Annotated in this window: 19 protein-coding genes; 11 read left to right on the top strand and 8 right to left on the bottom strand. The window is 67.0% G+C overall.

What is annotated here, in order from left to right; genetic code table 11:
- Position 1: 1 nt before the first annotated feature.
- Positions 2-1,498, top strand: coding sequence for a putative bifunctional diguanylate cyclase/phosphodiesterase (locus tag ACZ5Z0_RS05875; protein ID WP_464110290.1), 1,497 nt, complete (start codon positions 2-4; stop codon positions 1,496-1,498).
- Between the two features lie 475 nt (positions 1,499-1,973).
- Positions 1,974-3,047: a hypothetical protein gene (locus ACZ5Z0_RS05870; protein ID WP_464110289.1), complete on the top strand. Its 1,074-nt coding sequence runs from the start codon at positions 1,974-1,976 to the stop codon at positions 3,045-3,047.
- Between the two features lie 251 nt (positions 3,048-3,298).
- On the opposite strand, the gene ACZ5Z0_RS05865 is transcribed toward ACZ5Z0_RS05870, so the two are convergent.
- Positions 3,299-3,952: a hypothetical protein gene (locus ACZ5Z0_RS05865; protein WP_464110288.1), complete on the bottom strand. Its 654-nt coding sequence runs from the start codon at positions 3,950-3,952 to the stop codon at positions 3,299-3,301.
- A 147-nt stretch (positions 3,953-4,099) separates the two neighbouring features.
- Between ACZ5Z0_RS05865 and ACZ5Z0_RS05860 the strand changes: the two genes are divergently transcribed.
- From ACZ5Z0_RS05860 to sucD, 4 genes are all read left to right on the top strand, one after another.
- A complete protein-coding gene (locus ACZ5Z0_RS05860; protein WP_464110735.1) occupies positions 4,100-4,933 on the top strand; it encodes an inositol monophosphatase family protein in 834 nt (277 codons plus the stop codon).
- Positions 4,934-5,173: 240 nt separating this feature from the next.
- On the top strand, positions 5,174-7,693 hold the full coding sequence (gene pcrA / locus ACZ5Z0_RS05855) for a DNA helicase PcrA (RefSeq protein WP_464110734.1): 2,520 nt from the start codon (positions 5,174-5,176) through the stop codon (positions 7,691-7,693).
- A gap of 382 nt (positions 7,694-8,075) precedes the next feature.
- The gene (gene sucC, locus ACZ5Z0_RS05850; RefSeq protein WP_138770141.1) at positions 8,076-9,245 is read left to right on the top strand and encodes an ADP-forming succinate--CoA ligase subunit beta; all 1,170 of its coding nucleotides are present in this window, start codon (positions 8,076-8,078) and stop codon (positions 9,243-9,245) included.
- A gap of 12 nt (positions 9,246-9,257) precedes the next feature.
- Positions 9,258-10,160, top strand: coding sequence for a succinate--CoA ligase subunit alpha (gene sucD / locus ACZ5Z0_RS05845; RefSeq protein ID WP_464110287.1), 903 nt, complete (start codon positions 9,258-9,260; stop codon positions 10,158-10,160).
- A 102-nt stretch (positions 10,161-10,262) separates the two neighbouring features.
- Here sucD and ACZ5Z0_RS05840 read toward each other — a convergent pair whose 3' ends face one another.
- The 3 genes from ACZ5Z0_RS05840 to ACZ5Z0_RS05830 form a co-directional block, all read right to left on the bottom strand.
- Entirely contained in the window at positions 10,263-10,745 is a 483-nt protein-coding gene (locus ACZ5Z0_RS05840) for an SRPBCC family protein (RefSeq protein ID WP_464110286.1), read from the bottom strand.
- On the bottom strand, positions 10,742-11,101 hold the full coding sequence (locus ACZ5Z0_RS05835) for an ArsR/SmtB family transcription factor (protein ID WP_464110285.1): 360 nt from the start codon (positions 11,099-11,101) through the stop codon (positions 10,742-10,744). The genes ACZ5Z0_RS05840 and ACZ5Z0_RS05835 overlap by 4 nt, the downstream gene beginning before the upstream one ends.
- Positions 11,102-11,262: 161 nt before the next feature.
- Positions 11,263-11,712 (bottom strand): MarR family winged helix-turn-helix transcriptional regulator, encoded by a 450-nt coding sequence (locus ACZ5Z0_RS05830; protein ID WP_464110284.1) that lies wholly within the window; start codon positions 11,710-11,712, stop codon positions 11,263-11,265.
- Positions 11,713-11,881: 169 nt separating this feature from the next.
- Between ACZ5Z0_RS05830 and ACZ5Z0_RS05825 the strand changes: the two genes are divergently transcribed.
- Positions 11,882-13,135: an MFS transporter gene (locus tag ACZ5Z0_RS05825; RefSeq protein ID WP_464110283.1), complete on the top strand. Its 1,254-nt coding sequence runs from the start codon at positions 11,882-11,884 to the stop codon at positions 13,133-13,135.
- On the opposite strand, the gene ACZ5Z0_RS05820 is transcribed toward ACZ5Z0_RS05825, so the two are convergent.
- Positions 13,132-13,920: a gamma-glutamyl-gamma-aminobutyrate hydrolase family protein gene (locus ACZ5Z0_RS05820; RefSeq protein ID WP_464110282.1), complete on the bottom strand. Its 789-nt coding sequence runs from the start codon at positions 13,918-13,920 to the stop codon at positions 13,132-13,134. The two genes, ACZ5Z0_RS05825 and ACZ5Z0_RS05820, sit on opposite strands and share 4 nt — an antisense overlap.
- A 40-nt stretch (positions 13,921-13,960) precedes the next feature.
- Here ACZ5Z0_RS05820 and ACZ5Z0_RS05815 point away from each other — a divergent pair, with 40 nt between their 5' ends.
- Both ACZ5Z0_RS05815 and ACZ5Z0_RS05810 read left to right on the top strand, forming a co-directional pair.
- A complete protein-coding gene (locus tag ACZ5Z0_RS05815) occupies positions 13,961-14,464 on the top strand; it encodes an SRPBCC family protein (protein ID WP_464110281.1) in 504 nt (167 codons plus the stop codon).
- A gap of 10 nt (positions 14,465-14,474) precedes the next feature.
- Positions 14,475-15,608, top strand: a complete 1,134-nt coding sequence (locus tag ACZ5Z0_RS05810) for an LOG family protein (RefSeq protein WP_464110280.1) — start codon at positions 14,475-14,477, stop codon at positions 15,606-15,608.
- 25 nt (positions 15,609-15,633) lie between these two features.
- Here ACZ5Z0_RS05810 and ACZ5Z0_RS05805 read toward each other — a convergent pair whose 3' ends face one another.
- On the bottom strand, positions 15,634-16,566 hold the full coding sequence (locus ACZ5Z0_RS05805) for a matrixin family metalloprotease (RefSeq protein WP_464110279.1): 933 nt from the start codon (positions 16,564-16,566) through the stop codon (positions 15,634-15,636).
- Positions 16,566-17,687 carry a VIT1/CCC1 transporter family protein gene (locus tag ACZ5Z0_RS05800; RefSeq protein ID WP_464110278.1) on the bottom strand — a complete coding sequence of 374 codons (1,122 nt, stop codon included), beginning with the start codon at positions 17,685-17,687 and terminating at the stop codon, positions 16,566-16,568. The genes ACZ5Z0_RS05805 and ACZ5Z0_RS05800 overlap by 1 nt, the downstream gene beginning before the upstream one ends.
- Before the next feature lie 363 nt (positions 17,688-18,050).
- Here ACZ5Z0_RS05800 and ACZ5Z0_RS05795 point away from each other — a divergent pair, with 363 nt between their 5' ends.
- The gene (locus ACZ5Z0_RS05795) at positions 18,051-18,287 is read left to right on the top strand and encodes a hypothetical protein (protein WP_464110277.1); all 237 of its coding nucleotides are present in this window, start codon (positions 18,051-18,053) and stop codon (positions 18,285-18,287) included.
- Between the two features lie 201 nt (positions 18,288-18,488).
- Positions 18,489-19,064, top strand: coding sequence for a helix-turn-helix domain-containing protein (locus ACZ5Z0_RS05790; protein WP_464110276.1), 576 nt, complete (start codon positions 18,489-18,491; stop codon positions 19,062-19,064).
- A 177-nt stretch (positions 19,065-19,241) separates the two neighbouring features.
- Here ACZ5Z0_RS05790 and ACZ5Z0_RS05785 read toward each other — a convergent pair whose 3' ends face one another.
- Positions 19,242-20,069 carry a DUF559 domain-containing protein gene (locus tag ACZ5Z0_RS05785; protein WP_464110275.1) on the bottom strand — a complete coding sequence of 276 codons (828 nt, stop codon included), beginning with the start codon at positions 20,067-20,069 and terminating at the stop codon, positions 19,242-19,244.
- Positions 20,070-20,362: the final 293 nt, after the last annotated feature.

The following is a 20,362-nucleotide window of genomic DNA, read 5'->3' as shown; positions in this document are numbered from 1 at the left end:
AGTGGAGGGCATTGTCCGGATCGCCAGCGGTGATCTAAGCACCAGGATTCCCCACTCCGGGGCGCGCGACGACGTCGCGGCGGTGATTGCCGGAATCAACCTGATGGCCGACGATCTGCAGACCATTTACCAGGAGCTCGAGGAGCGCGTCGAGAGCCGGACCGCCATGCTGCGCCAGGCGCAGGTGGAGCTCGAACGGATGGCGCTGACGGATCCGTTAACCCAGTTGGCCAACCGGACTGCCCTGAACTCGGTGCTCAGCCACGCGCTGGCCGAGACATCCCGCGGTGAGCAGCCGCCGGCCCTGCTGATTCTCGACCTCGACTCCTTCAAGGGCATCAACGACACGCTGGGCCACAGCGCGGGCGACGATGTCCTGCGTGTGATTGCCCGGCGTCTCCAGGATGCGGTCCGGGCCACGGATACCGTGGCGAGGCTGGGCGGCGACGAATTTGCCGTCATGCTGCCAAAATCCAACTTGGTGCGTGCCCGTCGCGTCGCCAACAGGATTCTCAAGGCGCTCAGCGAGAGCCTGGACATCGGCGACCTCCGGATCACCTGCGGCACGAGCATCGGCGTGCGCGTGGCCGAGCCCGGGCAGTCCGTGGATGACCTGGTGATGGAAGCCGACACGGCCATGTACGCCGCCAAGGCCCAGCCGCACAGCGGGATCAAGGTCTTCGAACCGGCGCTGCTCTACGCCCGGCGGTTGCAGAGCCTTATGGTCACCGAGATGCGTGAAGCGATCCTCCAGGACCAGCTGACCCTGCACTACCAGCCGGTGGTGGAGCTCGCCACCGGCCGGATCGAGGGCGTCGAGGCGCTCGTGCGCTGGAACCACCCCGAGCGCGGGCTCCTGATGCCGGACCAGTTCATTCCGCTGGCAGAAGAGACCGGGATGATCGTGGAGCTGGGGCACTGGGTCCTGCGCACCGCGGTTCGGCAGCTGCGCGACTGGCAGGACCGGCTGCCGCTGGACAGCGAATTCTCCGTGCGGGTCAATATCTCCACCACCGAGCTGCAAAACCTCGAACTTATCGAGCACGTCCAGGACGTCCTCCGCGAGACCGGTGTGGATGCGTCGAACCTCATCATCGAGCTGACGGAATCCATGGCCGTCACCGGCGGCGATGTGGACAAGTACTCGCTCAGCGGGCTGCGCCAGCTCGGCGTGCAGCTCGAAATCGACGACTTCGGCACGGGCTACTCCTCGATCAGTTACCTGCGCCGGCTCCCCGTGAACGTGGTCAAGATCGACCGGAGCCTGATTGCGGGGCTGGGGACGGATGAGGAGCAGGGCGGTTTTGTCGAGGCTGTGCTGCACCTGATCCACGCCTGCGGGCTCAAAGCGGTGGCCGAGGGTATCGAGACTGCCGAACAGGCCGAGGAACTGGTCCGGTTGGGTTGCGGCAGCGGCCAAGGGTATTACTTTGGGCGCCCGGCACCGGCGGAAGCCGTGGAAGAAACCCTTTCGCAGTGGAGCTCGGTTTCGGAGTAAGGCCCTGACGGAAAGAACGACCGCGGTGCGGCCGGTGGGTTTGCCGCCTGCGGGTTTGGGGGCCGGACATAACAAAGGGCGGGAACTGGACGTAAATCCGGTCCCCGCCCTTTGCGGCTACTGTCAGTTACTTGGTGATGGAGTTCGGCCACCAGTCAACAGCCACGACCGAACTTTGGCCCGAGTTTCCCGCACTGGCGGATACGACGGATGCGGCGGACAGGCCAGCCGCGGCCAAGGCGCCAGCGACGAGGAGTGCTGCGAGGGTTTTCTCATGTGTAACTCCTGTTACGTGAGGGGCTAGTGTGACTTAGGTGATGCAGGATCAGTATAGGGGTTATCGCCACGCCGAAATATAACAGTTCGGCCAGTAGGTTTGAACATTGTGCTATTCGCGCGCCGGTCCTGCGCCATCCCGAAAGCTCCTGTGCGCGCCGTGGTCATATTGACTGGCGAAGCAACAGATAATTGGTTCATGAACTTTGTCTCGCCGTTGTACGCAGAAGCTGAGCTCAAGGCACGCGAGCACCGAAGTAACCATGCCTTTGCCGAGGCGGCTGGCAGCGCACGACAAGCGGCCGAAATCGCATTGCGTGACGGCGATCCAACATCGTGGTGGAACATGACCTTTCTACAAGCCGAGAATCTCTTGGATGCAGAACGCTTTGAAGCGTGCGCGAATCTTGCCGATGAACTAATTTCGGCTCTGGGGCCCAACTCGAATTCCCACGATCGGGCACGCAGCTTCATCTTGTTGGCCAAGGCGCGCCAGGGAGCAGGGCTGCTGGAGGAAGCTGCCGATTCGGCTCTCGTAGCTGTGGAACTTACGGCCGATGAATTGGACCTCGAAATCAACATTAAGGCTCGGCAGGCATTGATCGCTGCACTGGCCGATGGGGGAAAACTCACCGAGGCTTGGGAGGAGAGCAAGCTTCTAGCCGCGGTGATTTCTGACGATGTTGAGGATCAGCTTGCTGGCAAAGCGTATTGGGTCATTGGAAACGTTGCGTTTCTTTCTGACAGAGTCCAGGACGGCCTGCGCTACCACGAACTAGCGGCCGCCACTTTTTCGCCGACCAAGAACCTAGATGTCTGGGCCAAATTCAACAAGGCATCAGCGGCAATGCGGCTCGCGGCAAATGTCGCAGACGCCGACACACTTCGTTGCATCGAGCGCGCCGAACTGGCCACCGATGTCATTGGCGGAAGCGCCAATGACTACATGTTGCTCAAGTTGAACCGGGCGCATTGGAGTCTATTGGCAGGAGAGCCGCTGGCAGCGATTGAACTCTTGCAAGACGTCCGACGTCTTGAAGATCTGCTGATGCCTCAGCGAGCCGGCGAAGCGTTCCTGCTCCTGGGCAGGGCATACGCTGCGATAGGGGAGAACTCCGAAGCCCGAGAATGCCTCCTCAACTCAGCCAAAAACTTTGATGCATCCGGCGCTCCCGACCGCGCCCAGCAGACCCGTGACTTCCTTAGAGCCGAACTGGGCAGGGCTTCCTTCTGGTCCTGGCTGGTCCGCGTCACTGGCTTCGACCGCAACTGACATCGTGTCCTGAGCATGCCCTCCGCCCGCGGCGTGGAGTGGGCATATAGGGAAGGTGCCCATTGGCCGCGGCCAAGAGTGGGCATGTCCATCAGCGCTGTTGTTCCTCGTCCAGCATGCACACTGAGCATGCCCTCCGCGCGCGGCGTGCAGTGGACATATAGGGCATGTGCTCATTGGCCGCGGCCAGGAGTGGGCATGTCCATCGGGCCGCGAGTCTCGGGGCTGCGTGCCCGCAGAATCCCGATCCGCTAGGCCCGGGCGGAACCCGCAGCGTCAGTCCGCGCCGAAGCAGACCTCCGGCCCAGGAACACAGCCGCGCCGCCGACCACGAGGCTCAGGATCAGGAGGATCCAGCCGGCCAGCGTGAGCCCGGACGCCAAGGCGACCTGGCCGCCGTCGAGCGTCTCGGCGGACATCATGGCGTCGATCGCCGCGTTCCCCCACAGCCGCACCACGGCGAACATCAGCGGCACGGCCCACAGGGCCCAGCGGAGTCCCTTCCGGGCCGCATTCGTCCCGATCAGCAGCAACCAGGTGAAACCGAAGATGAGCGGGAACAGCGTCCCGGCAGTCTTGTGCACGTAGTTGAGCTGTCCGCGGGCGTCGCCGTCCATGGCCGTGCGCAGCTGCTCCACAAAGCCCTGGTCGAAGCCGCCGAGCAGCGAATCGGGCATCGGGAGCCCGCCGCTGAGTTGTGTGAGCTGGTTCAGGGTCAGCAGGTGGACGTACCAGAACAGGAACAGGCTCGCCACGACGCCCGCGATCAGGATCAGGTTGCTGTTGCCCTGCGCCTTCTGCGGGGACCGCGTGGTGCTGGGATTAATCACCGCGGGCAGGTGGTGCTGGGGGACGGCCGCGCTCGCGCCGTGCTTCTTGATCCGCTGGGCGGGTGTCTTGGCCATGGCACCATTATCGCCCTTCCTCGCAGCCTCGCCGGCCGGTCTAGGGCCGGAGCCGCGTCGAGTCCGGGCGCCTGTTCAGCCCCGCACGGCGCCCGATAGGCTGAACGCGTGAGCGAACTAGGCAGCAACGATCTTGGCAGACACCGGATGGGCCGGCACAGCACGGCGGAACTCAGCCCCGAACTGGACAACTACCAGCTGGCCGAGGCCCTGGTGCGGGAGGCCGGCAACCTGGCGCTGCTGATGCGGCAGGGCGGCCTGGAGGGGCAGCAGAAGACCTCCGTCTCCGACGTCGTGACCGCCGCGGACCACGCCGCCGAGGCCTATGTGCTCGAACAGCTCCAGCGTTGCCGGCCAGACGACGGCATCCTCGGCGAAGAGGGGGCCTCTCGGCAGGGCAGCAGCGGCCGCACCTGGGTGATCGACCCGGTGGACGGCACTTATAACTTCCTGCACGGCTCCAGTTACTGGTGCTCGGCGATCGCACTCAAGGATTCGTCCGGAGCGCTGCTCGGGGCCGTCTTCCAGCCAGAGGAGGACAAGCTCTGGCTCGGCGGCACCACGCGGGCTGCCACGCTCAACGGTGAGCCGCTGACGAGTTTCCGGCCCCTCGACGCCGGCGGCCGCGGCCGGGCCGAGGCGCAGCTGGCGGAGCTGGGAGCCGCCACGTACATCCATCCAACGTGGCTTTCCGACCCGATGTGCGCCATGCCGTGGCATGCCGCGGCGACCGCGGCGGCGGCGCTGCGCATGTTTGGTTCGGGCTCGTGCGACCTCGGCAGGGTGGCCGACGGCGAGCTGGACTGCTGGTTCCAGCACAGCTCCCCGGAGTGGGACTGGCTGCCAGGCCAGGCGATCGTGCACGCCGCCGGGGGCGCCACCGACGTCGTCCGCGTCAACGGCCTCGAGTGGTTTGTCGCCGGAGGTACGACGGCGGTGCGGCAGCTCCGCGCTGCGCTGGAGTCAGGCTCCGTCGGGTAGGAAGTCACCGGGCCGCCAGCAGTCAACTTGGGGACATGCCCATTCCCCAGGAGCAGTACGGATGGACATGCCCATTCCCCGAGCCTGGCACGGATGGACATGCTCATCCGTCGGCCCTAAGCGTGGACACAATGGCAATATGTCCACGCCTGCGCCCAGAGGATGGGCATGTCCGTCGGGGTGGGGCCGCCGCGGATCGTGCTGTCAGTGGCACCACCTAGACTTGTTAACACCATGGATATGTTGTTTGACCCCTATGCCGACGGACCCTTCCAAGCTGCACCGAAGGCGGCCGCGGCCGCCAAAGCGTCCGGAAACCCGGGGGCTGGCAGCGGCATGCCGGGCCTGGCGGCCGCGCCCATGTTCGGGCCCCACGGTGGAAACGGCGGAGGTCACGACGACGACGGGGACCGCCCCCGCCTCCCGAACGCGGACGAGCTGCTGCAGGGGCTCAACCCGCAGCAGGAAGAAGCCGTCAAGCACGCCGGCGGTGCCCTGCTGATTGTGGCTGGCGCCGGCTCCGGCAAGACCCGGGTGCTCAGCAACCGCATCGCCTACCTGATCGCCACCCGCCGGGCACACCACGGGGAGATCCTGGCCATCACCTTCACCAACAAGGCCGCGGCGGAAATGCGCGAGCGGATCGAACTCCTGGTCGGCGGCCGCGCCAAGACCATGTGGATCTCCACCTTCCACTCCTCCTGCGTCCGCATTCTGCGGCGCGAGGCGGCCAACGTCGGCCTGAACTCCAACTTCTCGATCTACGACTCCGCCGATTCGCTCCGGCTCATCACGCTGGTGGCCAAGAACCTGGACCTGGACCCCAAGCGCTTCGCCCCCAAGGCCATCCAGCACAAGATCTCGGCCCTGAAGAATGAGCTCATCGACGCCGACAGCTACGCCTCCAGCGCCAACAACACCGACCCCTTTGAACAGGCCGTCGCCGAAGTCTTCAAGGGCTACACCCAGCGCCTGCGGCAGGCCAACGCGATGGACTTCGATGACCTGATCGCCGAAACCGTCTACATGTTCCGGGCGTTCCCGGCGCTCGCCGACTCGTACCGTCGGCGCTTCCGGCACGTGCTCGTGGACGAGTACCAGGACACCAACCACGCCCAGTACGCCCTGGTCCGGGAAATCGTGGGCGAGGGTCCCGGCGCCGCCGAACTCACGGTCGTCGGCGACTCGGACCAGTCCATCTACGCGTTCCGCGGCGCCGACATCCGCAACATTGTGGAGTTCGAGAAGGACTACCCGGACGCCCGGACCATCAAGCTCGAGCAGAACTACCGGTCAACCCAGACCATCCTCAGCGCCGCCAACTCGGTAATCTCCCGGAACCCCAACCGGCCGGAGAAGCGGCTCTGGACCGCCGAGGGCGACGGCGAGAAAATCGTTGGCTACGTCGGCGAGAACGAGCACGACGAGGCGCAGTTCATCGCCAAGGAAATCGACCGGCTGCAGGACGAGGGCAACCTCCGTCCCGGCGACGTCGCGATCTTCTACCGCACTAACGCCCAGTCCCGGTCCATCGAGGACGTCCTGGTCCGTGTCGGGCTGCCCTACAAGGTGGTGGGCGGCACCCGCTTCTACGAGCGCAAGGAAATCAAGGACGCCCTCGCCTACCTGCGCGTCCTGGTCAACCCGGACGACGACGTCAACCTGCGCCGCATCCTCAACGAACCCAAGCGCGGCATCGGCGACCGGGCCGAGGGGGCCGTGGCGTCCTTGGCACAGCGCGATCGGATCTCCTTCATGGCCGCTGCCCGCCGCGCCGACGAAGCGCCCGGCATGGCCACCCGCTCCGTGAACGCCGTGCTGGGCTTCGTGAAGCTCCTCGACGACCTGGCCGAGGTGGCCGCCGGCTCCGGCGCGGCAGCGGCCCTGGAAGCCGTCCTGGAACAGACCGGCTACCTCGCCACCCTGCGCTCCAGCACCGACCCACAGGACGAATCCCGGGTCGAAAACCTCGCCGAACTCGTCGCCGTCGTCCGTGAATACGAACGGGACAACCCGGAGGGCTCGCTCGGCGCCTTCCTGGAGCAGGTCTCGCTGGTGGCCGACGCCGACCAGATCCCGGACGCCCCCGGGGCAGATATCGACGCCGCCGTCGCCGAAGCCAAGCGGCTCGGCGTCGTCACCCTGATGACGCTGCACACCGCCAAGGGCCTCGAGTTCCCTGTGGTGTTCCTGACCGGCATGGAGCACGGGCTGTTCCCGCACCAGCGTTCGGCCACCGACCCGAAGGAACTGGCGGAGGAACGCAGGCTGGCCTACGTGGGACTCACCCGGGCCCGGAAACGGCTGTACCTGACCCGGTCCGAGGTCCGCAGCATGTGGGGTCAGAGCCAGTACAACCCGGCGAGCCAGTTCATCGAGGAAATCCCGGCCGAGCTGGTGGAGTGGAAGCGCGAAGGATCCACGCGTCAGGCCAGCAGCTGGGGGAGCGGCGGATCGATCGGTTCCAGCCGCTACGGCGGATCCTTCTGGGGGGCGGGCGCCGCCCGCGGCACCGGGGCGGACTCCTCGGCGGGCTTCAACGCCGACGTCCCTGCCGCGATCGCCAAGAACCGGGTCCAGCCGCAGAAGGAAATCGTCGCGGTCAGCGTCGGAGACAAGGTCAACCACACCAGCTTCGGCAACGGCACCGTGCTGGCCGTCGAGGGGGCGGGGGACAAGACCGTAGCCAAGGTGAAGTTCGGCGTCGGCGAGAAGCGGCTCCTGCTGCGGTACGCCCCGCTCACCAAGATCGACGCGTGACCGGGCTGGCGCCGGCTCCGCATATAACCGCGGGGTAGCCTGCGGAAACATCTCTGCCGACGTCGCCTTCTTCATTGCGCGCGACCGTTACGAGCTGATCTTGCCAGCCGCCAAGACGGCTTCCCCGGCACCCTCAGAGGCCTCAAAAACCCCGTAATCTAGCGGTTTTTCTACGCTCAATAGAATAGTGTCCTTACTCACATAACCGGTAGTCTGGGTCGGGCTGGTCCAAACGAAGGACTAGAGTTCGAAAGAGGAGCATTGCGCCGTGTGGCTCGTTTCCAAGCTTGTCGCAGGGTGCGTTTATTCCGCAGCCCGGTAACCGCGAGTACGTGGGGTCCGGCTGTACAGAAACTACTTCGACGTAGAAGGACACTAAACCGTGGACCTGTTTGAATATCAGGCGCGCGATATGTTCGAGGCGCACGGTGTACCCGTGCTTGCTGGCATCGTGGCGCACACCCCTGAAGAAGCAAAGGCAGCTGCCGAGAAGATCGGCGGCGTAACTGTCGTCAAGGCACAGGTTAAGGTCGGTGGCCGCGGCAAGGCCGGCGGCGTTAAGGTCGCCAAGACTGCCGATGAGGCACTCGAGCACGCGACCAACATCCTCGGCATGGACATCAAGGGCCACACCGTCAACAAGGTGATGATTGCCCAGGGTGCCGACATCGCCGAGGAATACTACTTCTCCGTCCTGCTGGACCGGGCCAACCGCAACTACCTGGCCATGTGCTCGGTTGAAGGCGGCATGGAAATCGAGCAGCTCGCCGTCGAACGTCCGGAAGCCCTCGCCAAGATCGCGATCGACCCCGCCGTCGGCATCGACCAGGCCAAGGCTGACGAGATCGTCGCCGCCGCAGGCTTCGCTGAGGAACTGCGCGGCAAGGTCGCCGCCGTCATCCTCAAGCTCTGGGACGTTTTCAAGAAGGAAGACGCCACCCTCGTGGAGGTCAACCCGCTGGTCAAGACCGGCGCCGGCGACATCGTCGCCCTGGACGGCAAGGTCTCGCTCGACGAGAACGCCGACTTCCGCCACCCGAAGCACTCCGCCCTTGAAGACAAGGACGCTGCGGACCCGCTCGAGGCCAAGGCCAAGGCGCAGGACCTCAACTACGTCAAGCTCGACGGCTCCGTGGGCATCATCGGTAACGGCGCCGGCCTGGTCATGTCCACGCTCGACGTCGTCGCCTACGCCGGCGAGAACCACGGCAACGTCAAGCCCGCCAACTTCCTGGACATCGGCGGTGGAGCTTCCGCGGAGGTCATGGCAGCAGGCCTCGACGTCATCCTTGGCGACGAGCAGGTCAAGTCCGTCTTCGTCAACGTCTTCGGCGGCATCACCGCCTGTGACGCTGTCGCCAAGGGCATCGTCGGCGCACTGGCCGAGCTGGGCCACTCCGCGAACAAGCCGCTGGTCGTCCGCCTCGACGGCAACAACGTCGAGGAAGGCCGCCGCATCCTGGCCGAGGCCAACCACCCGCTGGTTACCCTGGCCGCCACCATGGACGAGGGCGCCGACAAGGCTGCCGAGCTCGCCAACGCAGCGAAGTAAAGGGACCCGACTATGTCTATTTATCTGAACAAGGACTCCAAGGTCATCGTCCAGGGCATCACCGGCGGCGAAGGCACCAAGCACACCGCCCTGATGCTCAAGGCCGGCACCAACATTGTCGGCGGCGTCAACGCCCGCAAGGCCGGCACCACCGTCCTGCACGGCGATAACGAAATCACCGTCTTCGGCACCGTCAAGGAAGCCATGGCCGAAACCGGCGCCGACGTCTCCATCGTCTTCGTCCCGCCGGCCTTCACCAAGGACGCCGTCGTCGAAGCCATCGAGGCCGGCATCGGCCTCGTCGTCGTCATCACCGAAGGCGTGCCGGTCCAGGATTCCGCCGAGTTCTGGGCACTGGCCCAGTCCAAGGTTGACGCCAACGGCAAGCAGGTCACCCGCATCATCGGGCCGAACTGCCCCGGCATCATCACCCCGGGCGAGGCCCTCGTGGGCATCACCCCGGCCAACATCACGGGCAAGGGCCCCATCGGCCTGGTCTCCAAGTCGGGCACCCTGACCTACCAGATGATGTACGAACTGCGCGACCTGGGCTTCTCCACCGCCATCGGCATCGGCGGCGACCCGGTCATCGGCACCACCCACATCGACGCCCTCGAAGCCTTCGAAGCTGACCCCGAGACCAAGGCCATCGTGATGATCGGCGAAATCGGCGGCGACGCCGAAGAGCGCGCGGCCGACTACATCCAGGCCCACGTCACCAAGCCGGTCGTCGGCTACGTCGCCGGCTTCACCGCCCCGGAAGGCAAGACCATGGGCCACGCCGGTGCCATCGTCTCCGGTTCCGCGGGCACCGCCCAGGCCAAGAAAGAAGCCCTCGAGGCTGCCGGCGTCAAGGTCGGCAAGACGCCGTCCGAGACCGCCAAGCTGCTGCGCGAAGTCTACGCGGCGCTCTAGGCTTAACCGCTACAAGCAACGCGGGGTCACTTCCGGCCCGTCCCAACCCTGGGATGGGCTCGAAGTGACCCCGCGTTGTTTCTTTAAGCTTCCGACGGCGTGTCAGACCGTCGCGCCGGCCAGCAGTTCCTCGAGCCGTTCGTAGGCTTCGGTCAATCCGCCTTCCATGCCGGACTGGGCCATGCCGTCGCGCGCCTCCATGCTGGGGTAGACAGAGTGCGCGATCAGCCGGGTGCGGCCCCCGCCGAGGTCCACGAAGGTCATGGACTCGATGCTGACCACGTCCGGGTAGCCGCCGTATTCGAAAGTCTGGATGGCGAAGTCGTTCTCCCGGACGGTGTGGAAGACGCCGCTGAACAGGTGGGCGACGCCGTCGGGCCCGGTGTGCGTGTAGCGGTAGCTGCCGCCGGTACGGAAGTCGTAGTGGTCCACATCCATGGTGAGCCGCCGCGGGCCGAGCCACCGGGCGACGAGTTCGGGTTCCTTGTGGGCCCGGAAGACTTCGGCCACGGGGAAGTCAAACTCCCGCTCGAAGTCGATGAAGGGCAGGCCTTCCGGAACCGTGAGTTTCAGGGCGTTGCTCATGATGAGTCCTTTGCCTGGGTGCCGCGCGCAGCGGCCTGGGATTGGAGCACGGCGTCGAGGGTGCGGAACTGCCCTTCGCGGACCAGCCGGTACTGGTCGATCCATGCGGTGAGGGCCTCCAGCCGTGCGGGGTTCAGGTGGACGGGCCGGCGCTGGGCGTCCCGCGTGCGCGTGACGAGTCCTGCCTGCTCGAGGACCTGGATGTGCTTCGAGACCGCCTGCTTGGTGATCGCGAAGGGTTCCGCCAATTCGTTGACCGTGGCCGGTCCCCGGCTGAGCCGGGCGATGATGCGGCGGCGGACGGGATCGGCAAGCGCCAGGAAGGCGTTGTCGAGGCGTTCGTCGTCGTCAGCCATGTGGTCAAGTCCCGATGTGTGTAGCTGTTACCAGCATCGGTGCATCAGTCGACGCGTTAATCAATCGATGCCTTAATCAACCGGTGCATTGATCAACCTGCTGGTTGTTTAACGGTACGCCCGATCTCCGCAGCCTGGCAAGGGGTCTGCCGGCACGGGGCTTAGACGCCTGCGTGCAGCCGGGGGAGCGCGTCCACCAGGGGCGCCAACTCCGGAACCTCCTGGGCCTGGGCCAGCGCGCGCTCCAGGGTGGCGTCATGGACTGGCCGGGCCTGCTCGAGCAAGGCGATGCCGCTGGGCGTGAGTTCGGTGTAGATCCCCCGCCGGTCATCCGCGCAGAGGATCCGGGTCAGCAGCCCGCGTTCCTCCAGGCGGTTCACCAGCCGCGTGGTGGCGCTGGCGCTCAGTGCGGTGGCCCGGGCAAGCTGCTGCATCCGCATATGCCAGCCGTCCTGCCGGCTCAGCGCGTCCAGCACGGTGTACTCCACCACCGACAGCTGCGCCTCTGCCTGCAGGGAGCGCTCCAGCTCAGCCTCGATCAGCCCGTGCAGTGCCGCGAGGGTCCGCCAGCCTTGCGCCCGGACCTCGACGGCGTCGTCCTTGATGCCCATCAGTTGTACTCCTTCCAGCCGGTGAGTTCACGCTCCGGCAAGCGGGGACGTGAGCCCACAAAAGTAGTTGCTTGCGCGCTATAGTTGCGTGTGCAAGAATAAATAACGCGTATGCAACTACTAGCTTACGCTTCCCAAATCCTCCCGTACAGATTTTGAAGGAGCCACCATGCCCATCGGCCTGATAGCACTCGCCCTCGGCGGGTTCGGAATCGGACTCACCGAGTTCGTCATCATGGGCCTGCTGCCCCAGGTGGCCGCAGACTTCCACGTCACCGAAGCCACAGCTGGCTGGTTGATCTCCGGCTACGCGCTCGCCGTCGTCGTCGGGGCGCTGCTCCTGACCGCCGCGGTGACGCGTTTTGAGCGCAAGCCGGTGCTTGCGGTGCTGATGGTGCTGTTCATCGCCGGCAACCTCGTCTCCGCGACCGCCCCCGACTACGCCCTGATGATGGTCGGCAGGATCATCGCCGCCCTGGCCCACGGTGCGTTCTTCGGCATCGGCGCCGTGGTGGCCGCCGGCATGGTCGCACCCACCAAAAAGGCCGGCGCCATCGCCATCATGTTCACCGGGCTGACCGCGGCCAACGTCCTGGGCGTACCGTTCGGCACCATGCTCGGCCAGGCCGCCGGGTGGCGCTCCACGTTCTGGGCCATCACCGGCATCGGCGTGCTCGCACTGGTCGGCATTTTGGCCCTGGTGCCCAAAAACGGTGCAGGCGACTCGGCACCCGGTTCTGCCTCTGGCGGGCTGCGCGGTGAACTCCGGGCCTTCCGGTCCGGCCAGGTCTGGCTGTCCATCTTCGTGACCATCCTCGGCTACGGCGGCATGTTCGGCGCCTTCACCTACATCGCGTTCACCCTGACCGAGGTCACCGGCTTCTCCGCGGCCACGGTGCCGTGGCTCTTGATCATCTTCGGTGTGGGCCTCTTCATCGGCAACAGCATTGGCGGCAAGGCCGCGGACCGGAACGTCGATCGCACCCTGCTCGTGGTGCTGGCCGCCCTCGTGGTGGTGCTGGTGGTCTTCGCCCTCACCTCGGCCAACCAGCCGATGACTATCGCGTCCATGGTGCTGCTCGGCGGCTTCGGCTTCGCCACCGTGCCCGGACTGCAGATGCGCGTCATGAAATACGCCGACAGTGCGCCCACCCTGGCCTCCGGCGCCAACATCGGCGCCTTCAATGTGGGCAACGCGCTGGGCGCCTGGATGGGCGGCGTGACCATCACCGCCGGGCTCGGCTACACCTCGCCGATCTGGGCCGGCGCCGGAATCACCCTGCTGGGCCTCGGCGTGATGGTGTTCGCCGCCGTCGCCGCCAAGAAGGCAACCCGGCACCTCGCTGCCGGGGACGACGCCGGACTCGACGACGCAGCACCGGACGACGCCGCAGCGGAAAGCGCCGAGCTGCAGCGGCTCTAAAGCCAGGCTGCGCTGGCCCGGCAGATCTCCACAAAGGACCGGAACGGCGCCAACCGTTCGGCGGCGGGGAGCTCCAGCGCCTCCGGATGCCACTGGACGGAGGCCACCCAGCGGGCAGGATCCTCCAGCGCTTCCACGGTGCCGTCGTCGGCGACCGCGCTCACTACCAGCCCGTCGGCCACCCGGGCCACCGCCTGGTGGTGGCCGGAGGCGATCTTGACGGTTACCCCGGCGGGACCGCCGGATGCTGTGGCGCCGGAACCCCCGTACAGCCCGGCGACCTTCGAACCGGCGGTGATCCCGACCTCGTGCCAGGCCCAGGGACCGGCGCCGTGCAGGGGAGTGGGCTCCCGGTGCGCCACCGTGCCAGGGTCCATGTCCTGGATCAGGGTTCCGCCGTAGAGCACATTCAGCAGTTGATGCCCGCGGCAGATGCCCAGCACCGGCAGCCCGGCGTCGATGGACTCCCGCGCCACAGCAAGATCCAGGGCGTCCTGCTCCGGACTGACGTCGTAGCAGGTGCCGTCCGGCTCCTCGCCGTAGAGCCGGGGGTCGAGGTCGCCGCCGCCGGGGAGCACGACGCCGTCGAGCGCCGTGAGCTCTGCGGCCGAGGGAGCCGCGGTGAGCAGCACGGGCTCACCGCCGCCGTCGCGCACCAAGTCAACGATGTAGCCGAAGAGTGCGTTGGCTTCGCCCACCCGCGGATCCGGGTCCGAGGAACTGCTGAGCCGGACGGGAATGCCGATGCGGGGCCGGCCATCGGGGGAGTTGCGGGAAGTCTGCATGGCTTATTCTGCAACAGAATCCGAGGGCTAGGATTGCCGGATGAACAACAGGTATCTCGTGTCCCGCAGCCGCTTCATCGCGGCCGCCCCGGAAACCATCTTCGAGGTGCTCGCCACGCCGGCCCTGCACAGCGTGATCGATGGCTCGGACACGGTCAAGGGTGCGCAGCCGCGCGGCCCGGAACGGCTGGCGCCGGGCGCGAAATTCGGCATGGAAATGAACGTCAAAGTGGACTACAAGATCCTCAATACCGTCTGCGAGTTCGAGGAGGGTCGCCGCATCGCCTGGCGCCACTTCTATGGCCACGTGTGGCGCTACCTGCTGGAGCCGGCCACCGACGCCGGCGGCCGGCCTGGCACGCTGGTCACCGAGCAGTGGGACGCACGGCAGGTCCGTGGCAAGATCTTCCTGCGGCTGGCCGGCTATCTCCGCCGTCACCCGGCCAACCTCGAGCAGACCCTGGCGAAGCTCGACGCCTACCTCGGCAGCGCCGGCCGTCCGGCGGGCTCCGCCACGGGCCCCGCAACCGACCCCCGGGACTAGGACCGTCCGGATGAGCGCTGCCCGCAGCCTGCACCCGAGCCCGCGTACCCTCGAAGTCGAGAGCCTCGACAGTTTCGACCGGCTCGTCGCGGGCGGAGCCCGATCCATGCACGGCTGGCACCTCCAATCGCTGGACCTGCGCGGCCGCCGTGAGCCGTTGAAGTCCCTCGACCCGCAGGGCGCGATCTTCCTGGGCTGCAGCTTCGACGACGGTGTGGAGGAATCGCTGCGCGGCCGCGGGGCGCTGATCTTCCCCAAGCTGGAAAAGGTTCCGTTCGACCCGTACCGCGGACGGCTCTACACCCCGCAGGAGCTTTACGCGGGTGTGGGGGAGGCCCGGTACGAGGACACCCTGGACGCTCGGGTGTACCAGTGGAGCATCCGGCCCGGCCAGCGGCACCGGCTGGACGCGACGCTGGCGGCGGCCCTGCATGACCACTCAATTGGCGACGCGCTCGAGGAGCTGACCCGTTCGGAGCTGTGCCTCGGACGAACCATGGTGGGCGTGATGGGCGGGCACGCCGCGAGCCGCGCCTCGGCAGGCTTCACCGAGGCGGCGCTGCTGGGCCGCCTGCTGGCCCGCAACGGCCGGGTGGTCGCCACCGGTGGCGGCCCAGGGACCATGGAGGCCGCCAATCTGGGCGCCTACCTCAGCGCGGCGGACGAGACTGACTTCCAGCAGGCCCTGGCGGACCTGGCCGTCGTGCCCGGCTTCCGCCCCTCGGTGTCGGCGTGGGCGCGGACCGCGGCAGCCGTCGTGGAACGCCATCCGGACGGGACGCCGTCATTGGGCATTCCCACCTGGTTTTACGGCCACGAGCCGCCCAATTTCTTCGCCACCCACATCGCCAAGTACTTCGCCAACGCCATCCGCGAGGCGGTGCTGCTGGAGCTGTGCAACGGCGGAATCATCTTCCTGCCGGGCTCGGGCGGCACCGTGCAGGAGATTTTCCAGGACGCCTGCGAAAACTACTACGGAGCCCCGGAGACCATCACGCCCATGGTGCTGGTGGGCAAGGAGCACTGGCTGCGCCGGTTCCCGGCCTGGCCCCTGCTGCAGAGCCTGGCCGCGGGACGGCGGATGGAGAACCGGATCTTCCTGGTGGACAGCGTCGAGGAAGCCCTCGCCGTGCTGGAGCGCTAGCGCCGCGCGGGCCCGGTTTGGATCCCTAGAGGTCCTTGCGGCACGGGGCGCGGCCCAACTCGTACAGGCCGTTCAAGTCGCCGTCGGCCAGCCCATCCGGCGCGCCGATTTCCGGATACATCAGCTGCTTCGGGTCCTCGACGTGCTCCAGTCCCATCACATGGCCCAGTTCGTGCAGGACCACCGCGGTGGCGTAGCCCGTGCCTTCCCCGCGGCCCAGGTCTTCGGTGATCTGCGGTGCGTCCAGTTCCAGGCTGCCCGTGACGAAGCTCTTCGGGCCGTCGCCGAAGCTGAAGTGGGTGCTGCCGCCGGTGCCGATCACCGGACCCTGGAGCTGCGGTGCCTGTTCCGGCGTCGTCCAGGCGATGAGCAGCGGAGCCCAGCGGTCCCCGTACGCTTCTTTTTGGTAGGGGGCGCGTGACTGGGACGGAGCCTCGGTGGTGGCGCCGTCGTTGACGAACCTGATCCCGGTCGCCTCGGAGACCGTTTTGATCGCATTTTCCACCAGCTGTTCCCCACCCTTGGGAGCCAGCGCGGCGTTGACCACATAGTGCAGTGGCCGGCACGGCGAGTAGCCCACCGGGCTGCCGTCGGCATTGGTGGCCAGGAACTTATACGACTTGCTCTCCGACGTCGGCTTGCGCGGCTGGCCCAGGGGCTGGTCCTGTTCCTCGAAGCCCGGCGGGGGCACGGCCATGTGCGATCCGTCCCCGGGAAGGCCGGCCTGCCTGCTGCCCGCGACGGCCGTCGGATGGTTCGCCGTGCCGCGGGACTGCGGGTTCGCTCCGCCGTTGAAGTCGAACAGCCCGACAAACCGGGGATCCCCGTACACCAGCCCGGCGGTCAGGAAGGCGGCGCCGGCGATCAGGACCACTACGGCAAGGTTCCGGACCGCCCGGAAGGCGCTGCCGGCGCTGCTGTGCCGTGGAGTGCGGTCCCGGAACCCGGGATCATCCACTAGCCGACCACCGCCCCGAACGCCATGCCGAGCAAGTAGGTCACAGCGGCGGCACCAAGGCCGATGGCGAGCTGGCGGAGCCCGCGGGTGACGGGGGAGGTGCCGGAGAGCAGCCCGACGACGCCGCCGGTCAGCAGCAGCGCGATTCCCACCAGGGCGGCGGACACCACAAGCGCGAGGATCCCGGTCAACCCGAAGAGGAAGGGAACGATCGGCACGATCGCGCCGGAGGCGAAGAAGCAGAAACTCGACGCCGCGGCGCCCCACGCGGTGCCCACGGCCTCGTGCTGGTCCTCCGTTTCGGGAAGCTCCGGCCGCAGGGACAGGCTCGGATCGCAGTCGCAGTCCAGCAAGCCCATCCGCTCGGCGACGCGGTGCTCGGCGGCCTCGCGGGACATGCCGCGGGCCAGATAGACAAGAAGAAGTTCGTTGTGTTCGATGTCCAGTGACGGCGCGGCCGAGAGCGTGATCTGGGTGGGGCGGGTCGCGGCCAGCAGTTCCCGCTGGGAGCGCACGGAGATGAACTCGCCGGCACCCATCGAGAGCGCTCCGGCCAACAGGCCGGCAACGCCGCTGAGGAGGACCACGGAGCTTGCCACACCGGAGGCGGCCATGCCCATCACGAGCGAGAGGTTGCTGACCAGCCCGTCGTTGGCGCCGAACACGGCGGCGCGGAACGTCCCTGCCAGGCGGTTGCGGCCTCGCGTCGCCAGCCCGCGGACGACTTCCTCGTGGATCTGCTCGTCGGCGACCATGGCGGGGGTGGCGGCGGGGTCGTTGGCGTAGGGCGAGCGGCTCTCGGCCCGCTGGGCCAGGGCCAGGACAAAGACGGAGCCGAAATGCCGGGCCAGGAAGCCGAGGAACTGGCTGCGGAGCGAGGCGGCCCGCGGCCGGCCCGCATGTTCGCCGAGCAGTTGCAGCCAGTGCGCCTCGTGGCGTCCCTCCGCTTCGGCCAGGGCCAGCAGGATGTCACGTTCCTCGCCGCTGCGGTTCTGGGCCAGCTCGCGGTAGACGCGGGCCTCGGCGCGTTCGTCGGCGAGGTACTGCCGCCAGCGCTTGATATCGGCGGGACGCGCCGCCGGGCTCACGTCGGGGCGCACTTCGGGGTTCACGGGGGTCATGCGGGAGCCGGCGGCGGGGCCGTGAACGGAATGGTTTGGGTCAGATGGGGCGTGCTGAGACACGGAAACTCCTGGGCTTGACGGGGCATGGTTCGGCCCCATTGCGAATCCAGCGTACCCCGTATTTTCGCGGATTTTCGGCCGGTAATCCTCAGTGCGAAGTTTAGGCTGGCCGTAAAGAAGTGGCCGGCGCGGGCCGCCGTAGGGCGGGCAGGACGGCCCTTGACCCCCACCCCGCGCGGTGTTCGAATAAAGGCCAGGGCGGGTTCTCCGGCAGGCCTGCCCCGCAGTGTCCCGGGCGCCGACGACGGGTCCGGACGGCTCGCAAGTACTGCCGCAGCCCGAGCGCACGGAGGTTGCACCATGGACAACACCGGATCGAAAGCCGGCCAGCCGGCCAGGGACTCCGTGGAGTCGGACCCCGCCTATGATTTCGCCGAGGATGCCCCGGTGGGGGCTGCGGAAACCGTGGACGAGGAGTTGCTCGAGGAAGCCGACCGGCTCGTTCCCCTGGACACGGAGGATTTCCTTGGCGATGAGCAGCCAATAGAACCCGTCGACGCGGATGAGTTCCGCGCGCCGGAGGAGGAAGAGGAGTAGGCGCTCCGCTCCAGCAACAGCGCCGGAAAGCACGACGGCGGCGGTCCTCCCGCGCGGGAGGCGCCGCCGTCGTGCTGCCATTGAGAATCTGGAGACCGAAACAGGCCGCCCGGCGTGTCCTTCTGGGCGCCCTAGGGGCCGCCTCCAGCTAGGATTGGCTCCAACGATGGGGCCGCGCGGCCGGCCGTGAAAGGTTCCCTTATGAAGGCTCTACCCGTTGAACCGAGCAACGTCCCGGTTGCCATCGGTTCCAGGATCCGTGCCGCCCGGCAGTCCCAGCGGCTCACCATCGAACAGGTCGCGGACGCCACCGGACTGACCAAGGGGTTCCTCAGCAGGGTTGAACGTGATCTCACCTCGCCCTCCGTCGCCTCGCTGGTCACGCTCTGCCAGGTCCTCTCCATCTCGATTGGCGAACTGTTTGCCGCGCCGGAAACCCACCTCACCAAAGCCGGCCAGGGCCCCCGGATCTCGCTCGGCGGGGAAGGGATCGTCGAGCGCCTGCTGACCGCCCGCTCCGAGCGACGGGTCCAAATCATCCAGGCCGTGATCGCCCCCCGCGGCCGTGGCGAATCCGAGCTGTACGCGGTGGACTGCGACGTGGATGTGCTCCATGTGGTCAAGGGCAGGATCAGGCTCATCCTCACGAACGAGGAGTTCGAGCTGGGAACCGGCGACACCGTGACCTTCCCCGGCCGTGAGCCGCACACCTGGATCAATCCCACCGACGACCCGGTCGAGGTGCTCTGGGTACTGGTTCCCGCCGCCAGCCGGTAGCTTCCCCTTGGCGTGGGCCCGGCCGTATTGGCTGGGTATGGCTGCGTTCCCGTGGCCCGGCCGCGTTCCGGCCCGGTTGTTTGGCTCACAGGCACCCACTGTCCGCCCCCAAGCCCGGAATTCCGCGGGCCGACGCGGCAGCGGGGGAGACCGTCGACGTAGAACTGGGCGGGAACGTCAGCAGGCAGGACGCGGACCCGAGGCCAGCACGGCCCGGATCTCGGCCACAACACGCTCCGGTTCGTACCAGATGTGTTCGGGCATGTACCGGAGTACGGCAAAACCGCCCAGGGTCGAGGCATTATTCCGGCCCAGGTCCCGGCGGAGCGACTCGCGGCTGGAGTGGAATGCGTAGCCGTCCACTTCCACGATCAGGAAACCGTCGATCAGGAAGTCCACCCGGCCGATCCCGGGAAGATAGACCTGGGCGTCGAAGCCGATTCCGTTGGTTTTGAAGAGGTGCTGCGCGTCGACCTCAACAATGGATTCGGCTCTTAGGTCCAAGAGGTGGAGTGCAGTGCGCACCGGCCCGGACCTCTTGCCGCGGAGTTCGCCCTTCAACAACTCCAAGGGCACACCGTGCAGCCGGATGGCCGAAGTCGCTATCGCCGTCGACGCCGGGGGAGCGAGGCAGCTCATGGCGTGCAGGACCACGTCCTCGACCGCCGCCAGGGGCAGGGACCCGTGACCACCAAACCGGATTGTCCGGTGCCGGATGAAGCCGCCCCCGTGGCCATGGTTGCAGGCCAGATGGTGTTGCGCCGGCGGCTCCCGCAGCCACAGTCCGTAGTGTCCGGCGGCGCTGGCACAGCTAATCCGGGCATTATGCCGGAGTGCGGCCTCGAACTCGGGCGGGCACCCGGGCAGGACAAACACGCCACGCCGAAGCTGCTGCACTCCGGCGTCGGGCAGGCGGGCAACGTCCGTGCGGGAAAAGCCGACGGACAGGAGCTGGCCGGTCCGTGCGACGCCGCCCACCCGCCGGAGATAGTCCAAGGGGTCCATCAGGCCAGTACACGGGCTGTTGAGCGGTGGGGAAACCAGTCACTTGGGCTATCTGGATAGCTGTAGGGGCGCCCGGGAGGCCCCGCGGTGAGTCGGTCCAGCGTTCCTGCCCGGTTACCGGACTCGGCGGCGTCCGACGTCGGCCCGGATCCCCGGATTCTCGGGGTCCTTCGCAGTGCCGGTCGGCTCCGGTGGACATTAACTGGGCGGGAGGGCAGATTCAGCCCCCCGCACAGGGTGAGAAAGTAAACATCTGATGCGCCACAGGCAACTTTCGAGTGTATGATGGCAGT

The organism is Arthrobacter sp. T2-23 (assembly GCF_055398325.1).
The sequence above is the reverse complement of the archived record's forward strand: the minus strand, read 5'-3'. Positions and strand labels throughout refer to the sequence as shown.